General features: G+C 66.2%; 14 protein-coding genes. 7 read left to right on the forward strand and 7 right to left on the reverse strand.

Annotated elements, in window-relative coordinates:
* Nucleotides 1-2 precede the first annotated feature (2 nt).
* The 3 genes from BUE39_RS09460 to BUE39_RS09470 all read right to left on the reverse strand — a co-directional run bounded on the left by BUE39_RS09460 (nucleotide 3) and on the right by BUE39_RS09470 (nucleotide 3,281).
* Nucleotides 3-1,007: an alpha-ketoacid dehydrogenase subunit beta gene (locus BUE39_RS09460; RefSeq protein WP_073428382.1), complete on the reverse strand. Its 1,005-nt coding sequence runs from the start codon at nucleotides 1,005-1,007 to the stop codon at nucleotides 3-5.
* Nucleotides 1,008-1,165: 158 nt separating this feature from the next.
* Nucleotides 1,166-2,149, reverse strand: coding sequence for a thiamine pyrophosphate-dependent dehydrogenase E1 component subunit alpha (locus BUE39_RS09465; RefSeq protein ID WP_073428383.1), 984 nt, complete (start codon nucleotides 2,147-2,149; stop codon nucleotides 1,166-1,168).
* 49 nt (nucleotides 2,150-2,198) lie between these two features.
* The gene (locus tag BUE39_RS09470; RefSeq protein WP_073428384.1) at nucleotides 2,199-3,281 is read right to left on the reverse strand and encodes an ATP-NAD kinase family protein; all 1,083 of its coding nucleotides are present in this window, start codon (nucleotides 3,279-3,281) and stop codon (nucleotides 2,199-2,201) included.
* Nucleotides 3,282-3,731: 450 nt separating this feature from the next.
* Here BUE39_RS09470 and BUE39_RS09475 point away from each other — a divergent pair, with 450 nt between their 5' ends.
* The 4 genes from BUE39_RS09475 (at nucleotide 3,732) to BUE39_RS35140 (ending at nucleotide 9,843) form a co-directional block, all read left to right on the forward strand.
* The gene (locus BUE39_RS09475) at nucleotides 3,732-5,720 is read left to right on the forward strand and encodes a sigma-54-dependent Fis family transcriptional regulator (protein ID WP_073428385.1); all 1,989 of its coding nucleotides are present in this window, start codon (nucleotides 3,732-3,734) and stop codon (nucleotides 5,718-5,720) included.
* Nucleotides 5,721-6,026: 306 nt separating this feature from the next.
* Nucleotides 6,027-8,087, forward strand: a complete 2,061-nt coding sequence (locus BUE39_RS09480) for a TonB-dependent siderophore receptor (protein ID WP_227470612.1) — start codon at nucleotides 6,027-6,029, stop codon at nucleotides 8,085-8,087.
* Between the two features lie 157 nt (nucleotides 8,088-8,244).
* The gene (gene chrA / locus BUE39_RS09485) at nucleotides 8,245-9,462 is read left to right on the forward strand and encodes a chromate efflux transporter (RefSeq protein WP_073428386.1); all 1,218 of its coding nucleotides are present in this window, start codon (nucleotides 8,245-8,247) and stop codon (nucleotides 9,460-9,462) included.
* Between the two features lie 210 nt (nucleotides 9,463-9,672).
* On the forward strand, nucleotides 9,673-9,843 hold the full coding sequence (locus tag BUE39_RS35140; RefSeq protein ID WP_167363278.1) for a hypothetical protein: 171 nt from the start codon (nucleotides 9,673-9,675) through the stop codon (nucleotides 9,841-9,843).
* A 141-nt stretch (nucleotides 9,844-9,984) separates the two neighbouring features.
* Here the strand turns inward: BUE39_RS35140 and BUE39_RS09490 are convergent, their stop codons facing one another.
* Nucleotides 9,985-11,181, reverse strand: a complete 1,197-nt coding sequence (locus tag BUE39_RS09490) for a GNAT family N-acetyltransferase (protein WP_073428387.1) — start codon at nucleotides 11,179-11,181, stop codon at nucleotides 9,985-9,987.
* Between the two features lie 286 nt (nucleotides 11,182-11,467).
* Between BUE39_RS09490 and BUE39_RS09495 the strand changes: the two genes are divergently transcribed.
* Together BUE39_RS09495 and BUE39_RS09500 are read left to right on the forward strand one after the other, a co-directional pair.
* Nucleotides 11,468-12,511: a rod shape-determining protein gene (locus BUE39_RS09495; protein ID WP_073428388.1), complete on the forward strand. Its 1,044-nt coding sequence runs from the start codon at nucleotides 11,468-11,470 to the stop codon at nucleotides 12,509-12,511.
* A gap of 130 nt (nucleotides 12,512-12,641) precedes the next feature.
* Nucleotides 12,642-14,237: a gamma-glutamyltransferase family protein gene (locus BUE39_RS09500; protein ID WP_084561384.1), complete on the forward strand. Its 1,596-nt coding sequence runs from the start codon at nucleotides 12,642-12,644 to the stop codon at nucleotides 14,235-14,237.
* 45 nt (nucleotides 14,238-14,282) lie between these two features.
* On the opposite strand, the gene BUE39_RS09505 is transcribed toward BUE39_RS09500, so the two are convergent.
* The 3 genes from BUE39_RS09505 to BUE39_RS09515 are packed head-to-tail and all read right to left on the reverse strand — an operon-like array spanning nucleotide 14,283 to nucleotide 16,579.
* The gene (locus BUE39_RS09505) at nucleotides 14,283-14,873 is read right to left on the reverse strand and encodes a flavin reductase family protein (RefSeq protein WP_073428389.1); all 591 of its coding nucleotides are present in this window, start codon (nucleotides 14,871-14,873) and stop codon (nucleotides 14,283-14,285) included.
* 9 nt (nucleotides 14,874-14,882) lie between these two features.
* Nucleotides 14,883-15,617, reverse strand: coding sequence for a GntR family transcriptional regulator (locus BUE39_RS09510; RefSeq protein ID WP_073428390.1), 735 nt, complete (start codon nucleotides 15,615-15,617; stop codon nucleotides 14,883-14,885).
* Nucleotides 15,614-16,579 (reverse strand): polysaccharide deacetylase family protein, encoded by a 966-nt coding sequence (locus tag BUE39_RS09515; RefSeq protein ID WP_073428489.1) that lies wholly within the window; start codon nucleotides 16,577-16,579, stop codon nucleotides 15,614-15,616. The genes BUE39_RS09510 and BUE39_RS09515 overlap by 4 nt, the downstream gene beginning before the upstream one ends.
* A gap of 316 nt (nucleotides 16,580-16,895) precedes the next feature.
* On the opposite strand from BUE39_RS09515, the gene BUE39_RS09520 reads away from it, so the two are divergent.
* Nucleotides 16,896-17,954: an ABC transporter ATP-binding protein gene (locus tag BUE39_RS09520; RefSeq protein ID WP_073428490.1), complete on the forward strand. Its 1,059-nt coding sequence runs from the start codon at nucleotides 16,896-16,898 to the stop codon at nucleotides 17,952-17,954.
* Nucleotides 17,955-18,029 lie beyond the last annotated feature (75 nt).

The raw sequence follows: 18,029 nt of genomic DNA on the forward strand, positions 1-18,029 counted from the left end.
GCTTAACCTCTCACTTTCAGAACGGCTTCGGCGATCTGCTGCGCCGACGGGATATACATGTCTTCGAGCACGCCGGCAAACGGCGTGGGCGTATGCGGCGCGGTGACCATTTCGATCGGCGCCTTCAGCGAGTGAAACGCGCGCTGCGCAATCAGCGCGGAGATGTCGGTCGCGATAGAGCAACGCGGATTCGCTTCGTCGACCACCACCACGCGCCCCGTGCGAGCGGCGCTCTCGAGGATCGTTTCCTCATCCAGCGGCGAGGTGGTGCGCAGGTCGATCACGTCGACCTCGATGCCGTCTTTCGCGAGCTTCTGCGCGGCCTCGGTGGCGTAATGCACCATGCGTCCATACGTGACGATGGTGGCGTCGTCGCCGTCGCGCACCACGTTGGCCTCGCCGAACGGAATCGCATACGACTCTTCCGGCACGTCGCCTTCGCGGCCGTAGAGCAGTTTGTGCTCGCAGAAAATCACCGGGTCGTTGTCGCGGATCGCCTGAATCAGCAGCCCTTTCGCGTCGTACGGCGTGGACGGGCACACCACTTTCAGGCCGGGAATGTGCGTGAACAACGAAGTCAGCATCTGCGAATGCTGGGCCGCCGCGCGCAAGCCCGCGCCCTGCATCGCGCGAATCACGACGGGCGTCACCGCCTTGCCGCCGAACATGTAGCGGAACTTGGCGGCCTGATTGAAGATCTGGTCGAAGCACACGCCCATGAAGTCGATGAACATCAGCTCCGCCACCGGCCGCATGCCGCATGCGGCCGCGCCCACCGCCGCGCCGATATAGCCGCCTTCGGAGAGCGGCGTGTCGAGCACGCGGCCCGGATATTTGTGAAAGAGGCCCTTCGTCACGCCGAGTACGCCGCCCCACGCGTCCTGTTCGCCGGGCGAGCCTGCGCCGCCCGCGTTGTCCTCGCCCATTACGATGACGGTTTCATCGCGGGCCATTTCCTGGCTCAGTGCTTCGTTGATTGCCTGAGAGAATGTGATCTTGCGTGCCATGTCTGTCTCCTGTCGGCCGGAGTTAGCGCTTTAGCGCTTACTTCGGCCCCACGCAAAGCGAGTCGACAGGAGTTAGCGCTTCAGCGCTTACTCCTGTCCCACGCGTCGCGAGTCTCATAAAAAAAAGGTTGGCAAATCGCTTATGTGCAACGCGTGCGTTAGGGATACGACACGTAGACGTCGCTCAACAAGTCCTCCGCGGTCGGCAGCGGCGCGGCCTTGGCCTGCGTCATCGCGCTGTCGATCAGCGTCTTGACCTCCGCGTCGACGCCCCGCAACTGATCCGCCGAAAGCATCTCCGCGCGCACCACGCGCTCCTCGAACCGCTTCAGGCAATCTTTCTCGTCGCGCAGCTTTTGCACTTCGCCCGGCGCGCGATAGGTTTGCGCGTCGCCTTCGAAATGGCCGAAATAGCGCGAGAACTTCACTTCGACGAGCGTCGGTCCGCCGCCGTGACGCGCGCGTTCGATCGCTTCGCCAAGCGCCTCGTGCACCGCGAAGAAATCGAAACCGTCGACGATCACGCCCGGCATGCCGAAGCCGCTCGCGCGATCCGCGATGTTGTCGGTCGCCACCGACCACGTCGACGAAGTCGCTTCCGCATAACCGTTGTTCTCCGCGACGAAAATCGCCGGCAGGCGCCATACCGAAGCCAGATTCATCGACTCGAAAATCACGCCCTGATTCGACGCGCCGTCGCCGAAAAAGCACACGCCCACGCCGCCCGACTTCTTGTACTTCGCCGCGAGCGCCGCGCCGCAAATCAGCGGCCCGCCCGCGCCGACGATGCCGTTCGCGCCGAGCATGCCCTTCGACAGATCGGCGATATGCATCGAGCCGCCCTTGCCGTGGCACACGCCGGTCTTGCGGCCGTAGATTTCGGCCATCATGCCGTGGACGTCGACGCCCTTGGCGATGCAATGGCCGTGGCCGCGGTGCGTGGTCGCCACATAATCCGCGTCGTTCAGATGCAGCATCGTGCCGACCGCCGACGCCTCCTCGCCCGCGTACAGATGCACGAAGCCGGGAATTTCGCCGGTGGCGAATTCCACATGCAGACGCTCCTCGAACTCGCGGATCGTGCGCATCATGCGATACGCCTTCAGCAGTTCGTCCTTGCTCAAATCACTCGAAACCGACATGGTGTGTCTCCTTTCAGTTAACAGCCTTCGTTTGCTTGCCGACCAACCCCTACTTGTGATGCGCGGCCACGTTCGCCACCTCCCGCACGAGTTGCCGCGACGCCGAATAACGCAGCGTGCGTTCGACGTCGACGGTGAGCGGTCCGTCCCAGTCGAGCGCGATTTCATAACGGTCGCCGCGCTCCAGTTCGATTTCGCGCTCGCCGTCGAAGGCGAGCGTGCCGTGCTCGGTGTCGAGCGGCATCCAGACGCCGACTTCGAAGCGCTCGCAGGTGCGCATGAACACGCGCTCGACGCGGCCAGGCGCGATCGGCGCGACGATCGGCACGCCGATCGCGCCGATGGCACCGACTCCGCCAGGCCGCGCGAAGCGCAAATGCAAGCCGTGCGACGCCGTGCGTTCGACCGGCGCCCACGCGCCGCCGATCGACGACAAGCCGATGCCGTCAGGCGAGGCGAAGGTGAGAAAGAGCGCTTCGATATCGGCCGGATCGGACACGGCTCGCGCGCCCACGAAACGTTGGCGGCTCACGCATACGTCGACCAGCGCGATTTCCTCGCGACCGCGATTCGGCCCGTCGACACAACGCACCACGAGGCGCTTGTTGCGCATGAGCGCCACCTCGGCCGGCACCGCGCCCGAGGCGACCAGGGCGCCGGCGAGGCCCGCGACAGTCGCCTCGCGCAGATCGGGAAACGCGTTGTTGGTGCCGGTCGACAAGGTCAGCAACGGCACCTTGCCGCAATGCGCGGCGACCGCGCGATGCGTGCCGTCGCCGCCGAGCACGGCGATCAGTTCGACGCCCGCTTTCAGCATCGCCGTGACGCCCGCGTGCGTGTCGCTCACGCTGTCGCTGATCGGCTGCTCGATGAACTCGACTTGCGGCCAGCGCTGTTGCGCGGCCACCGCCGCATGCGTGTCGAGCGCGCGCAGCAGCAACGCGGCGACGCCGGTCCGATCGCGCAGCGTCAGCACGCGGTCCACGCCGAGCACGCCGAGTCCCGCGAGCAAGCGCACGACCATGTTGGCTTTTTCAGCGGTCGGAAACACCGACGCATACGTGGTGAGGCGGCGAATGTCGCGACCCGAGGCGGGGTTCGCGATCACGCCGACGGTGACGGGTGATGGCACTGGGCTTGTCTCCTGCCCGCGTCGTGCGCGGACTCGTAATTGGAAGCGCCGTGTTCGAGCAACGGCGCTTGTATCGTGCGGAGAACACTGCAAGGCCTGTGCCAATTTTCGCGGCGAACAGTGAATGTGCCGGAAAGTGCCTTGTTTAAAGGGCTAAAAGCGAACGTCGCGTATTCGACGCCGTCGAAAAACGCCGTGCAACGCAACCTGGGCGGCGTCTCAAGGCCAGGCATTGCGACGATGCGAACGCGAACCCGCGGCCTGCACACAACCCGCAAAACCTTTCCACGCCTGAACGCCACGCATGACAGGCGTGATACCTGCCGTCTCAAGCGCGTGTGAGACGAACGTCTCACGCGTCTCGCGTGCTGCATTGCAGTGTGATTGATGAAGCCGGATGTGCTACAAGAACAGCCTGTACTCACTGGCGTCGCTCGACCGGAGCCGACCATGCCCTACGTTTCGCAGACCCAGCATATCGACCGCGTGCGCGGCGCCATCGAAGGAAGGCTGCCCGCGCCCGCCGATTCCGCGCGCCTCGTCTCGTCGTGGCAGCGATCGTTCGAACAGTACCGGCTCGATCCCGGCGCCGTGATCGGACCGCGTGTGCTGACGTCGGCGGAATTGCGCGAGGTGCAAGGCAGGCAGGAAGCGTTTTTGCGGGCTTCGGGCCAGTGCCTGACGCGCCTGCACGACATGATTCGCGTGGCCGACTATTGCGTGATGCTCACCGACGCGCACGGCGTCACCATCGATTACCGGATCGACCGCGAGCGCCGCGGCGACTTCAAGCATGCGGGGCTGTACATCGGTTCGTGCTGGTCGGAGCGCGAGGAAGGCACCTGCGGCGTGGCGAACGTGCTGACCGATCTCGCGCCGATCACCGTGCACAAGACCGATCATTTTCGGGCAGCCTTCACGACGCTCACCTGCAGCGCCGCGCCGATCTTCGCGCCGACCGGCGAGATGATCGGCGTGCTCGACGCGTCGGCGGTGCAGTCGCCGGATAACCGCGACAGTCAGCGGCTCGTGTTCCAACTCGTGCGCCAAAGCGCCGGCTTGATCGAGGACGGCTACTTCCTCAATCAAACCACGCAGCACTGGATCCTGTTCGGCCACGCGAGCCGCAACTTTGTCGAGGCGCAGCCCGAAATACTGATCGCCTTCGACGAATGCGGCAACCTGGTCGCCGCCAATCGCAAGGCGCGCGAATGCATTCCGGCGCTGAACGGCCCGCGTCATATGGACGAAATCTTCGATACCTCCGACGTGCATCTGCATGACGTGGCGCGCACCGATGCGATTGTCGGACTGCGTCTGCGCGCAACCGGCTCGACGCTGTACGCGCGCATTCGCGCGCCGCTCAAACGCGTCTCGCGTGGAACCGCCGGCGTGGCGGACGGCGTCGCGGGATCGCCGCATTCGGCTTCGCGCAAAGAGCCGCCGATCGGCGCGCTCGGCCGTTTTCTGCACAGCGCGGACCCGCGCATCGCGCGCAACGCGGCGGTGGCGTTGCGCATCATCGGCAAGCGGCTGCCGATTCTGATTCTCGGCGAGACCGGCGTCGGCAAGGAGGTATTCGCGCACGCGCTGCACGATGCGGGCGCGCGGCGCACACGGCCGTTCATCGCGGTGAATTGCGGCGCGATCCCCGAGTCGCTGATCGAGAGCGAACTGTTCGGCTATGTGCCCGGCGCGTTCACCGGTGCGCGCAGCCGCGGCGCGCGCGGCAAGATCGCGCAAGCGCATACCGGCACGCTGTTCCTCGATGAAATCGGCGATATGCCGCTCAATCTGCAAACGCGCCTGCTGCGCGTGCTGGCCGAAGGCGAAGTCGTGCCGCTCGGCGGCGATGCGCCCGTGCGCGTGGATCTGGATGTGATTTGCGCGACCCACCGCGATCTTGCGGGCATGGTCGCCGAAGGATCGTTCCGCGAGGATCTCTATTACCGGCTAAGCGGCGCGAGCCTCGCGATGCCGCCGTTGCGCGAGCGCGCGGATATTCGCGACGTGATCGAAGCGGTGTTCGACGAGGAAGCGCGGATGGCCGCTCACGTGCTCACGCTCGATGCGCGTCTAGCCGACCGGCTGGCCGCGTTTCACTGGCCGGGCAATATTCGCCAGCTACGCAATGTGCTGCGCTACGCCTGCGCGGTTTGCGATTCTTCCCGCGTGGAGTTGCGGCACGTCGCGCCGGATATCGCGGCGCTGCTGGAGCCTGACACCGCGAGCAATCTCACGCTGATGCACGCGAAGCCACTCGCCAACGCACTCGCCAACTCCCAGGACGACCCGCGCGACGAGCGCGCCCGGATCGTCGACGCGCTGACGCGCCATCAATGGCGGCCCAACGCCGCCGCCCAGGCGTTGGGTATTTCGCGCGCGACCTTGTACCGGCGCATTGCGAAGCTCGGCATCGTCGGACCGCATCGCGGTTGATCCTCGCGCTCGATCTTCGTGCTTGCCCCTCACCGACGAGCCATTGCTTGCGCACGCCATCGCCGGTTTTTTTAGAGACTTGTTGATAACGATTCGCATCTACTTTAAGCTTCGGCATCTTTCACTTCCCTTGTACGTTGCTACATCTTCCTTGCTGCGTCCTCGCGCGGGTTGGCGTGCCGTCTCTCCTGACACATGCGTTTTCTGCGAACTTCCGCGCTCCCTGGCCGCCACGGCCGTCATCGTCGTTTTCACATTGGCCTGCGGGCCGCCTTGCTGATGTGCACCGCCACGGCGCACGCGGCGATGGCCGCCACGCCCGATGCCGGCGGCGACCCGCCGTCCAACCCGCAAGAACTGCCCGCGGTGTCGGTGCATGCGTCGCCGGCGGTCGAGCCCACGGCCGGTTACCGGCCGCTCACCAGCGAGACGTCGAGCGGCATCGAGCGCAAGATCAGCGAGATTCCCCAGTCGGTCGCGGTCGTCAGTTCGAGCGTGATGCAGGACCAGCAGGCACGCAGTCTCGACGACGCGCTCGGCAACGTCAGCGGCATCACGCAGACCAACACGCTGGGCGGCACGCGCGACGCGTTCCTGAAGCGCGGCTTCGGTTCGAATAACGACGGCTCGATTCTCGTCGACGGCATCCGCTCGCCGATCCTGCACAACTATCTGGCGACGATCGATCGCGTCGAGGTATTGAAGGGCCCGGCTTCGCTGCTGTACGGCATTCAGGAGCCCGGCGGCGTGATCAACATGATCACGCGCAAGCCGGAGGACACGCTGCAAGGCTCGGTCTCGGCAACCTACACCAGCCACCGCGGCAGCGGCACCAGCTTCGACCTGACCGGCCCGATCGGCCAGCCGGGCCAGGTCGCGGGCGGCACGCTCGCGTTTCGCCTGACCGGCGAGTACAACACCGCGCGTTACTGGCGCAGCTTCGGCCGCCAGCGCGACGCGCTGATCGCGCCGTCGCTGTCGTGGCACGATGCGAATACGTCGATCGACGTGAGCTATCAATATGTCGACTACACGACGCCGTTCGACCGCGGCACGGTGCTGGTCAACGGCCATCCCGACGACGCGCTGCGCTACACCCGCTATGAAGAAGCGTGGGCGCAAAGCTCGGGCTTGCAGGAGACGCTGCGGGCGAAGCTGGAACATCGCTTCTCCGATCAATGGCGCATGCGCGCCACCTACGGATGGAGCCGCGACCGCTACGATCAGTACCTGACGCGCGCGAGCGCATTCAACAGCAGGACCGGCATCATGAGCCGCTCGTCGGATGCGAATCTCGGCCGCAACGATGCCGACGAGATCGCGACGATCGGCGCGATCGGCGATCTGAACCTCGCGGGCATGCGCCACGAAGTCTATGTGGGCGGCGAGTACGAACGCCAGCGCTCGTTCCGCGGCGACACGATCCGCGGCAAGGCGGTGTCCGGCTTCGATCTGTTCGACCCGGTCTACGGCAGGCTCGCCGCGGGCGGCACGCCGAGCGCCACGCAAAGCGACAGTCTGTCGAAGGTCCACACCTACTCGTTGATCACGCAGGACACGGTGCATCTGACCGATCGGTTGATCGCCGTGGCCGGCGTGCGCTGGGAAAACTGGCAGCAGCTTTCGGGTGTCGGGCGGCCGTTCGTCGTCGCGGACCATTCACATGGGCAAGTGTGGCTGCCGCAATTCGGCCTGGTTTATAAGCTGACCCCGGCCTTGTCCGCCTACGCGAACTTCAGCAAGTCGTTCGTGCCGAACGTCGCCACCGAGGTGAGCGAGCCGCTCTCGCCCGAGCGCGGCCGGATCTATGAAGCCGGCCTGAAATTCGACCTGAAGCCCGGCATCACCGGCACGCTCGCGGTCTATCAGATCGACAAGAGCAACGTTGCCGTGACCAACGGCGACGTCACGTCGACCATCGGCAGCGCGCGTTCGCGCGGCGTCGAACTCGACGTGGCCGGCCAGTTGACGCGGCACGTCAGCCTGATTGCCAGCTACGCGTACACGAACGCCACCGACCGCGACGACGGCACGCGCCTCGCCAATGCCGCGCGCCATACGGGCAGCGTGTTCGCCGTGTACGACACGATGCTGCCGTATCTGCCGGGGCAATGGCGTTTCGGCGGCGGTGCGCGGCTGGTCGGCCGGCGCGCCGGCGACACCGCCAACAGCTTCACGCTGCCGGGCTATGTGGTCGCGGATCTGTTCGCCGCCTACGAAACGAAGCTCGGCAAGATTCCGACACGCGTGCAACTCAACGTGAAGAACGTGTTCGACAAGACGTACTACCCGTCGAGCAACAGCAATCTGATCATCGCCGAGGGCGAGGCGCGGCTCGTCATGCTGAATACGACGTTCTCGTTCTGAGGCGGATGTCGTGACGGATGGCTGGCCGACGGCCTTGCCCAAGCGCGGGCAGCGAAGCGGATGGATGCCGGTTGCGTGTGGTATTTTGCAGGGCCGATCAGGCCGCGCGCATCCGGCGCTTCGCCGCTGACTACCCGCATCCGCTCCGTCAATTCGAATGAACCTTGCAGACACCGAGTCGACCGCCGCCGCGCCGGCGCGCACCTCGCCGTGGGCGCTCCTCTTCATCTTTCTGCGTCTCGGACTCACCTCGTTCGGCGGTCCGGCCGCGCACCTGGGCTATTTCCGCGACGAATTCGTCAAGCGGCGCCGCTGGCTCGACGAACACACGTTCGGCGACATCGTCGCGCTGTGCCAGTTCTTGCCGGGGCCGGGCAGCAGCCAGGTCGGCATCGCGATCGGCTGGCTGCGCGGCGGACTCGGCGGCGCGTTGGCCGCGTGGCTCGGCTTCACGCTGCCCTCCGTCGTGCTGCTCGTCGGCTTCGCGTATGGCTTCACGCATCTGACCGACGCAACCTCGCTGCATCTCGTGCACGGACTCAAGCTGGCGGCGGTGGCGGTGGTCGCGCAGGCGGTGTGGTCGATGGGACGCACGCTGTGTCCCGACCGCGCGCGCGCCACCTTTGCCATCGGCGCGGCGGCGGCGGTCGTGATGCTCGGCGCGACCTACGGACAGCTGGCGTCGATTGTCGTAGCCGGCGTGGCCGGCGCGGCGTTCCTGAAGACGTCCACCGAAGTGCCGGGCGCGCCGCTCGGCATGCCCGGCACGAAAGCCGGCGCGTTCGTCTGTCTGTGCGCCTTCGTGCTGCTGCTGTTCGGCCTGCCCGCGTTGGCGGCATCGCTGCGCGTCCATGCGCTCGACCTGTTCGCGGCTTTTTATCGGGTCGGCTCGCTGGTGTTCGGCGGCGGTCACGTGGTGCTGCCCCTGCTGCAAGCCGTGGTCGTGCCGCGCGGCTGGCTCTCGACCAATGAATTCATGGCCGGCTATGGCGCGGCGCAAGCGGTGCCGGGTCCGCTGTTTTCATTCGCGGCCTTTCTCGGCGCGGCCAGCAAGGGTCAGCCGTCGGGCATTGGCGGCGCGCTGATCGCGACGGCGGCGATCTTTCTGCCCTCGTTCCTGCTGGTCGGCGCGGCGCTGCCGCTATGGGGGCAACTGCGGGCGTTCGCCTCGATGCGCCGGGCGATGGCCGGCATCAACGCGGCGGTGGTCGGCATTCTGCTCGCCGCGCTCTACGATCCCGTATGGACGAGCGCGGTGCATGGCGGCGCGGACTTCGTGCTCGTGCTGATCGCGTTGCTGCTGCTCGGATGGTGGCGCGCGCCGTCGTGGGCCGTGGTGCTGATCACCACCGCGCTCGCCTGGTGGGTCGCTTGAGGCGGCGGCGAACGCATGCCGATTGCTCGTTTGACGCTAACGGATAGCGCCGGGGCGGGCGCGGAATCTGCTACTCGATAGAACCGTCGATCGCGCTCGCGCGGCACCGCGAAAGCGGGATAAACGCGCATCGACGGCTCACTCGGCGACCGGCGGCGCTTCCTGACGGGCAGCCCGCTTCGTCCGTCGAATCGAACAAGGGAGAAAACGATGACCCTGGTCATTTACCTGCTCGGCTGGATCATTCTGATCGGCGGCGTGTCGTGGGGATTGCTGGCGCTGCATGTCGCCCAGCATACGATTGCGATCGTGGCGGTCATTCTGCTCGGCGTCGCGGTGATCACCGGCGCCACCCGTGCACGCAGCCGCGACCGCTCCTAGCGGCCGGCGCTTTTGCCCATGTTTTTGCCGACGTGCGCGCCATGTCGGCCGACATGGCGCTCGCACCGGTCGGAGCATGGGCCTGCGGATTACCGTTCCGTTATCCGTGCACCCCTCGCAACTGACCTTCACACGCCTGAATCACGAAACCCGCGTCGCACGCTTGCCGTCACGCGTAAAGACGCGCGCCGCTTCCGGCGAGGCGGCGCCGGCCTCGCGCAAGCCCTTCACGCGCGCGCCGAGATATCGCGCGAGACGCCACCCGCGAATCGCCAGCAGGCCCCACAGCGAATTGACGGTTCGCACGGTCCATGCGGTGGACGCCTCGCCGCGCGACCAGTAAGCCTTGAAGCGTTCGTTTCCCACGCCGAAATCGAGATCGAAGCCATTGTCGAACGCCCATTTGACGCATGCCTCGACCGCGACGAGGCCAGGGCAGCATCGACCGTAGTACGGGTCGTAACCGGCAAAGATCGCGCTTGCCCAGGGGTTGCCCACACTGACGATGATCGCGGCCACCGGCGCTTCGTTCAGCGTGACCACGATCAGGCGCGCCATCGAAGGCACGTCGGGCGAATGGATCAGCTTGGCCAGAAAACACTCGTACTCGGGCGAATCGAGCCACGCGCTACGCTTGCCGACGCGATCGCTCCAACTGCGTTTGCAGTTGAGCATCCATTCGACGATGGACGCGGTTTCGCTCTCCTCGGCCGGATCGACGACGCGCACGGCCACCTTGCCTTCCCTGGACAAGCGTTTCGCAAAGCCGCCGGGCCGCTTGCCGAACAAGGTGCCGAGCGTGCGGCAATAGTCGTCCCAGCCGTTCCGCTCGCCCCGGCCGCGCAGTCTCGCGGCAAACGCGTTGTGGGCCTCGGCAAACAACACGCTGCGTTCCCGCGACACGAGCGTGTACAGCTCGAGCGTCTCCCGCACGTATTGCAGATGGATGAAATCGGCGCCGCAGCGTCGGCGCGCGGTGTCCCACGCGCCGGCAATCAAGGCCGGCGCCGCTTCGCCGTCCCGCACGAGCACGCTCGTGTAGTCGCCGCCTTCGGGCCCGAGCGGCACGAGGTACGTCCAGAGCGCGCGTCTGCACGTCTCCAGCGGCCAGATCATGACCAGTTGCCCGCCCTCGCGGCACACGATGCATTTGAGCCTGCGGCCATGCGGCTTCGACACGTGCCGCCATGCCAGCCAGCAATAGCTGAACGACTGATAGTAGTGGCCGTGCGCCCTCGACCACAGCACGTCCCATTCGTGCTGCAACGCGCGAAATGCGGCTTCGTCGCCGATGACCTCGTAGCGCCGCGCTGTCCGCGCCGCGTGCGCTGGCTGCATGGTTCTCTCTCCCTATCGACTCACGACAAGCCGGGCCGCTTTCGTTGTCCGCGCCCGGTCGATGCGAAGGCACGCCAGCGTGGATCGAAACCGATGAGACGAGCATGCACTGAGCGTGTGCCGCGGTGTGTGCGCCGCCGCACGCTGACCCACGCCGGACCGGCGCTCGCACCCGAAGCTGTTATTCTTCCCACTCTTCCGACCGTCACCTGGTCGCCTGCCGTCCATGAGCGGCATCCCCAAGCGGCGCGCTCACGCGCCCGGCATCCGAGAGACAGGAATTTGCATGTTCGGTTTTCTGCGCGGCTATTTTTCCAACGACCTCGCCATCGACCTCGGCACGTCGAACACGCTCATCTACATGCGCGGCAAGGGCATCGTGCTCGACGAGCCCTCGGTGGTCTCGATCCGTCAGGAAGGCGGACCGAACGGCAAGAAGATCATTCTCGCCGTCGGCAAGGAAGCCAAGCAGATGCTCGGCAAGGTGCCGGGCAACATCGAGGCGATCCGCCCGATGAAGGACGGCGTGATCGCCGACTTCAACATCACCCAGCAGATGATCAAGCGCTTCATTCAGATGGCGCATGAATCGCGAGTCTTCGCGCCGTCGCCGCGCATCGTCATCTGCGTGCCGTGCGGGTCGACCCAGGTGGAGCGGCGCGCGATCAAGGAAGCCGCGCACAGCGCCGGGGCCTCGCAGGTGTATCTGATCGAGGAGCCGATGGCCGCGGCCACCGGCGCGGGCTTGCCGGTCTCGGAAGCCACCGGCTCGATGGTGGTCGACATCGGCGGCGGCACCACCGAGGTCGGCGTGATCTCGCTCGGCGGCATCGTCTATAAAGGCTCCGTGCGCGTGGGCGGCGACAAGTTCGACGACGCGATCGTCAACTACATTCGCCGCAACTACGGCATGCTGATCGGCGAACAGACGGCCGAGTCGATCAAGAAGCAGATCGGCTCCGCGTTTCCCGGCTCCGAAGTCAAGGAGATGGAGGTCAAGGGCCGCAACATGTCGGAGGGGATTCCGCGCAGCTTCACGGTATCGAGCAACGAAGTGCTCGAAGCGCTGACCGATCCGCTCAACCAGATCGTTTCCGCCGTGAAGATCGCGCTCGAACAGACGCCGCCTGAACTGGGCGCCGACATCGCCGAGCGCGGCATCATGCTGGCGGGCGGCGGCGCGCTGCTGCGCGATCTGGACCGGCTGCTCGCCGAGGAAACCGGCCTGCCGGTGTTCGTCGCCGAAGCGCCGCTGACCTGCGTGGTGCGCGGCTCGGGCATGGCGCTCGAACGCATCGACAAGTTCGGCGGCGCGTTCTCTTACGAGTGAAGGCCGCGAGGCGGCCAGCCTCGATAACTTGATCTCTCTCGCGCGCGCCGATTTTTTCCACGGCGCGCGCGAACTTATACTCCGTACTCCCGCGAGCGCACTCGCGCTTCATTTCCGCAGCGGAGCAGCCATGTCCGACACCCAACTCGCCCGCTCGAACGGCGGCATGGTCACCAGCCCGCACGGGTTGGCGAGCGAGGCCGGCCGCGACGTCTTGCGCGCGGGCGGCAATGCGATCGAAGCCGCGATTGCGATCGGCGCGGCGCTCTGCGTGACCTATCCGCATTTCACCGGCTTGGGCGGCGACGCCTTCTGGGTGATCGGCGATGGCGACGGCATGCTGCGCACGCTGTCGGGCATCGGCCAGGCCGCCGCCGAGTTGCCGGCGCAGACAACCTCGCCCGGCGCGATTCCCTTGCGCGGAGCGGCAGCGGCGCTCACCACGGCGGCCACCGTCGATACATGGGCGCAGGCTTACGAGATCAGCAAAAACGCATGGGGTGGCGAGCAGTCGTGGTCGTCGCTGTTCGATCGCGCGCTCGGCCATGCAAGCGAGGGTTTCCCTGTCACGCCCTCGCAGCATTTCTGGCAAAGCCTGCGCGCCGACGAATTGCGCGCGCTGCCCGGCTTCGCGGCGACCTTCGCCCCGACCGGCGTGATCCCCGCGATCGGCGAGCGCTTCGCGCAGCCGGCGCTCGCCCGAAGCCTCGAACGCATTGCCCGCTTCGGCGCGCGCGAATTCTATAACGGCGAACTCGCGGAGCGCATTGCCCGCGGCTTGCAGCAGGCCGGTTCGCCATTGAGCGCGAGCGACCTCGCGAGGACCCGCGCGCGCGACGAAGCGCCATTACGCGTGCCCTATCGCGGCGGCGAACTGGTGAGCCTGCGCCCGCCCACCCAAGGCGTGACCACCTTGCAGATCATGGGCACGCTAGCGCGCTTCGACCTTGGCGCGATTCCCGAAGGCAGCGCCGATTACTACCATCTGCTGGTGGAAGCGGTGAAATGCGCGTTCGTGGATCGCGACCGTTTCGTGTCCGACCCGGAGTTCAACGACGTGCCGGTCGACCACATGTTGTCGCCGGCCACGCTCGACGCGCACGCGCGCTCGATCGACCTGCGCGCGGCGCGTGCATGGCCGCATGTTTTCCGTCCGGGCGACACCGTGTTCATCGGCGCGACCGACCGCCACGGCCGTAGCGTCAGCGTGTTGCAAACGGTGTATTTCGACTGGGGCAGCGGCGTGGTGGCGGGCGACACCGGCATTCTGTGGCACAACCGCGGCGCGTCGTTCAGCACGCACCCCGCGCATCACAACGCGATCGAGCCCGGCAAGCGGCCGTTCCATACGCTCAATCCGGGCATGTATCTGCAAGACGGCCGCCCGCGCTTGCTGTTCGGCACGCAAGGCGCCGATGGTCAGCCGCAAACGCTGGCCGCGGTGCTCACGCGCCTGATCGATTACGGCATGGACCCGCTCAGCGCCCTCGCCCGTCCGCGCTTTCTGCTCGGCAAGACCTTCTCCGATACGCGCGACGCGTTGAAGCTCGAAGAGGACGCCGGCGCCGATGTATTCGCGGCGCTCGCCGCGCGCGGTCACGAGGTGAGTGCGATCGCGGCGCAGAGTCCGTTGGCGGGTCATCCAGGCGTGATTCGAATCGAGCCGGATGGATGGGCCTCGGGCGCGCATGATCCGCGCAGCGATGGGCGCGCGCTCGGCGTGTAGCTCGGCGTCCAGCAACCGCGGCGTTCAGGCTTCGCGCCGGCTGGCTCAACCCAGCGTGAAACGGTCGCGCGTCGTGACATAGTCGCTCGCGCCGAAGCGGCCCACCGGAAAGTAGTGCTGCAAACGCACGCGCCACGTCCCGGTATCGATCAGTTCATCGCGTGCATGCAGCCGATGCACCCGGCCGATGAAAATCTGCCGGCTGGCCGTTTCCAGCGTCTCCCATGTGGTGCATTCGAAGGCCACCGGCGCTTCGGCGATGCGCGGCGGCGCGACGTGCGTGCTCGGCACCGGCGTCAAGCCGACCGCGGCAAGCTCGCTCACATGGGGCGGCAACCGCTCGCCGCAGCGATGCATTTTCTCCGCGATCGCTTCGTCCGCGAGATGCACGACGAATTCGCCCGTGCGCACGATATTCACGGCGGTGTCCTTCAGCGTGCCGTCGGCCACGCGGTTGACGCTGATCATCACGATCGGCGGTTCCTCGCCGAGCATGTTGAACATCGAAAAAGGCGCCGCGTTGATGGTGCCATCCGCGCCGAGCGTGGTGACGAGCGCGATGGGACGCGGCACGATCAGGCTCGCCATCAGCTTGTAGCGCTGGTATTCGGTGATCGCTGCGAAATCGATTTCCATGTTCGTGGCCTAGGTTTGAGTCGCGTGTCCGGCGATGCCGAGCAACTGGCCGAGGCTCTTTTCGCCGCGCATCCGCGATGTTTCGATGCGCTCTTCGAGGTGGCGCAAATGCGCTTCCATATGCGCCATCGCGCCCGCCGCGTCGCGCGCTTCCAGGCAAGCGACGATTGCCGCATGTTCCGCGTGCTCGCACGGCGCATTGCCGGGCGGTTCATATACGCCGAGGATCAGCGAGCAGCGCGAGACCAGTTCCCTCAGGTAGTTCTGCAAAATCGAATTGCCCGCCAGCGTCGCGATCTGCATATGAAAGCCGCTGGCGAGCGTCGCCCATGACGGCTGATCGAAGCGATGCATCGCCTCGTGCTCGCTCGCGAGTTGCTGGCGCAACGCCTCGATGTCTTTCGCGCTCGCGCGCTGCACCGCGAGCTCGACCAGCATCCGCTCGACGGAGCGCCGCGCTTCGAAAATCTCGCGCGTTTCCTCCGGCGTGGGCTCGGCGATGACCGCGCCCTTGTTCGGACGCAGCACGACGATGCCGTCATACGCGAGCTTTTCCAGCACGCGCCGCACCACCGCGCGGCCCACGCCGAACAGGTGGCACAACTCGGGCTCCGGCAGCTTGGTGCCCGGCGTCAGACGATGATTCAGCACGCCGTCGAAGATCGATTGATAGATGCGCGCGTCGACGTCCGCGTCGTCTTTCGGCGCTTTCCTCGCGGCGGCCGCGCCGGCTTTCGCGCTCATGCAAGCGCGGCGCGCAGCGCGCCGTCCCGCTCCAGTTGATCCATGTGCCGCGCGATCGCGCCTGGCGTGGTGAACCAGACGTCGCCTGTGCTGCGCGCCGCGGCGATATGCTGGAGTGCGCGGCGCAAATGCCGCAAGCGATACGGCTGCCCCACCAGATAAGGATGCAGCGCGACGCCCATCACCAGCGCCTGCGGCTGCGCGCCGCGATTGGCCTGTTCGAGCATCTCGTCGAACTGGTCGACGATCATGTCGGCGAACGCGCGGCCATCCATGTGACGGCCCACCATCATCGGCAAATCGTTGAGTTCCTGCGGATATGGAATCGACCAGAGCGGCGCGCCGCGCGTTGTCATGCGCACGGGGCGGTCGTCGTGGCACCAGTTCAGCGTGTAGCGGTAGCCGGTTTCGGCGAGCAGGTCGGGCGTCGAATGCGACTCCGAGATCCACGGTGAGAGCCAGCCGTCTGGAGGCATGGCGGATTCTGCCGCGATACGTTCGCGGCAATGCAGAAGCAACTCGCGTTCGCCGCTTTCGTCGAGGTCGCTCTGGCGCTGGGCGTTCGTGTGGCCGTGGCCGATCAACTCATCGCCGCGCGCCACGCAAGCCGCGATCAGTTCGGGACAGTGATCGTAGAGCGCGGTGTTGATGAGCGTGCCCACGGGCAGATCGAGTTGGTCGAACAGTTCGATGCAGCGCCACGCGCCCACGCGATTGCCGTACTCGCGCCAGCTATGGTTGAGCACATCGGGTTGCGGCGAGACTGGGCCGAGCGCGGCGCCGAGCCCTCCGCCGAAAGCAAAGTGCTCCAGGTTGAAGCCCAGATACACCGCGAGTCCACTGCCGTCGGGCCAGCGGAACGCGTCGCTGTCCGTGATCGGCCGGTAGGCAAAGCGGCCGTGCGTGGCAAGCAAGCGATGCGCGCGGCTCGCGGCTGCGGGCACATTCCGTGTGTCGTTCATTTGAAGAAGCCGAGGGATGACGAAAAGCGACGCGGCGCGCCACGGATGAACCGGCTTGGCCGGTTCATGCCCCGCGACGGACCGAAGACGCACCGTGATCGCGCAAAACAATCCCGCCGATCGCTAACGATCGACGCCGCGGATCGTGTGCAATATGTGAGCCAACTCGTAGACGTTAGGCGCACCGCGCGTTTGCAATCGACGCGCGCGCCGAGGCAACGGATGGCACATGTCTTGCATTTGCATGGCTTCGCTTAAGGCTCCGCGTCGCGTCGACGCTTGCCTGCTCCGCGCCGTTTATGAGGACACCGCCTTCATGAGTCAACCTGCTTCGACCGTGCTCGAAACCAAGGCCGCCGACATCGAACTCGTGCACGTGTCGAAGCAGTACGGCGACGCGCTCGCCGTCGACGCGATCGATCTGCGCATTGCGGGCGGCCAGTACTGCTGCCTGCTGGGCCCATCGGGCTGCGGCAAGACCTCGACGCTACGCATGATCGCCGGGCATGAATCCGTCAGCGAAGGCGACATTCTGATCGCGGGCCGCAATGTGACGCGCGCGGAACCGGCGGCCCGCGGCACCGCGATGGTGTTTCAGAACTATGCGCTGTTTCCGCATCTGAACGCGCTCGACAACGTGGCGTTCAGCCTGAAGATGCGCGGCGTCGCGAAGGACGTGCGCCGCAAGCGCGCGGGCGAATTGCTCGAACTGGTCGCGATGTCCGCGTATGCCGAACGCAAGCCGGCGCAACTCTCCGGCGGCCAGCAGCAACGCGTGGCGCTCGCGCGTGCGTTGCTGAATCAGCCCGGCTGCCTGCTGCTCGATGAACCGCTCTCCGCGCTCGACCCGTTCCTGCGTGTGCAGATGCGCGCCGAACTCAAGCGCTGGCAGAAAGAACTCGGCATCACGTTCGTGCACGTCACGCATTCGCAGGAAGAAGCGATGGCGCTGGCCGATCTCGTCGTCGTGATGAGCCACGGCCGCATCGAACAGAGCGGTACGCCGCATGAAGTATTCAACCGTCCGCGCACCGAATTCGTCGCGCGTTTTCTCGGCGGTCACAACGTCTTCAACACCAATGGCCGCTTGTTCACCGTGCGCGCCGATCATCTGCGGGTCGTGCCGCATGGCGTGACGCCGGTGCAGGCGGCGAGCAGCGACGGCGGCCTGGCTCGCATCGGCGGCGTGCCCTGCACGGTGCGCGAAGCGGAGTACCAGGGCACGCATTTGCGCATGACGCTCGATCCGCTCGACGGTTCGCCCGAACTGGTCTCGCTCGTGAGCGACGGCGACTATGACCCGGCGCGGCTCGGGCCGCAGGCGCGCGTGGTGGTGTGGTGGAACGAAAAGGACGCGCATCCGCTGGCGGCATGAGCGTCGAGCGGCAGCGCCGCGACGCGGCGAACAACGTCCGATCGGGAACCACAAGCAAACGACAAGCGAACGTCA

The organism is Paraburkholderia terricola (genome assembly GCF_900142195.1).
Classification (GTDB): Bacteria; Pseudomonadota; Gammaproteobacteria; order Burkholderiales; family Burkholderiaceae; genus Paraburkholderia; species Paraburkholderia terricola.

What these genes read in the sequence shown, in the direction of transcription:
- BUE39_RS09495 (WP_073428388.1), top strand. Translation starts at nt 11,468, where the DNA reads ATGTTCGGTTTTCTGCGCGGCTATTTTTCCAACGACCTCGCCATCGAC.
- BUE39_RS09510 (WP_073428390.1), bottom strand. Translation starts at nt 15,617, where the DNA reads ATGAGCGCGAAAGCCGGCGCGGCCGCCGCGAGGAAAGCGCCGAAAGAC.
- BUE39_RS09490 (WP_073428387.1), bottom strand. Translation starts at nt 11,181, where the DNA reads ATGCAGCCAGCGCACGCGGCGCGGACAGCGCGGCGCTACGAGGTCATC.
- BUE39_RS09500 (WP_084561384.1), top strand. Translation starts at nt 12,642, where the DNA reads ATGTCCGACACCCAACTCGCCCGCTCGAACGGCGGCATGGTCACCAGC.
- BUE39_RS09460 (WP_073428382.1), bottom strand. Translation starts at nt 1,007, where the DNA reads ATGGCACGCAAGATCACATTCTCTCAGGCAATCAACGAAGCACTGAGC.
- BUE39_RS09465 (WP_073428383.1), bottom strand. Translation starts at nt 2,149, where the DNA reads ATGTCGGTTTCGAGTGATTTGAGCAAGGACGAACTGCTGAAGGCGTAT.
- BUE39_RS35140 (WP_167363278.1), top strand. Translation starts at nt 9,673, where the DNA reads ATGACCCTGGTCATTTACCTGCTCGGCTGGATCATTCTGATCGGCGGC.
- BUE39_RS09505 (WP_073428389.1), bottom strand. Translation starts at nt 14,873, where the DNA reads ATGGAAATCGATTTCGCAGCGATCACCGAATACCAGCGCTACAAGCTG.
- BUE39_RS09480 (WP_227470612.1), top strand. Translation starts at nt 6,027, where the DNA reads ATGGCCGCCACGCCCGATGCCGGCGGCGACCCGCCGTCCAACCCGCAA.
- BUE39_RS09515 (WP_073428489.1), bottom strand. Translation starts at nt 16,579, where the DNA reads ATGAACGACACACGGAATGTGCCCGCAGCCGCGAGCCGCGCGCATCGC.
- chrA (WP_073428386.1), top strand. Translation starts at nt 8,245, where the DNA reads ATGAACCTTGCAGACACCGAGTCGACCGCCGCCGCGCCGGCGCGCACC.
- BUE39_RS09520 (WP_073428490.1), top strand. Translation starts at nt 16,896, where the DNA reads ATGAGTCAACCTGCTTCGACCGTGCTCGAAACCAAGGCCGCCGACATC.
- BUE39_RS09475 (WP_073428385.1), top strand. Translation starts at nt 3,732, where the DNA reads ATGCCCTACGTTTCGCAGACCCAGCATATCGACCGCGTGCGCGGCGCC.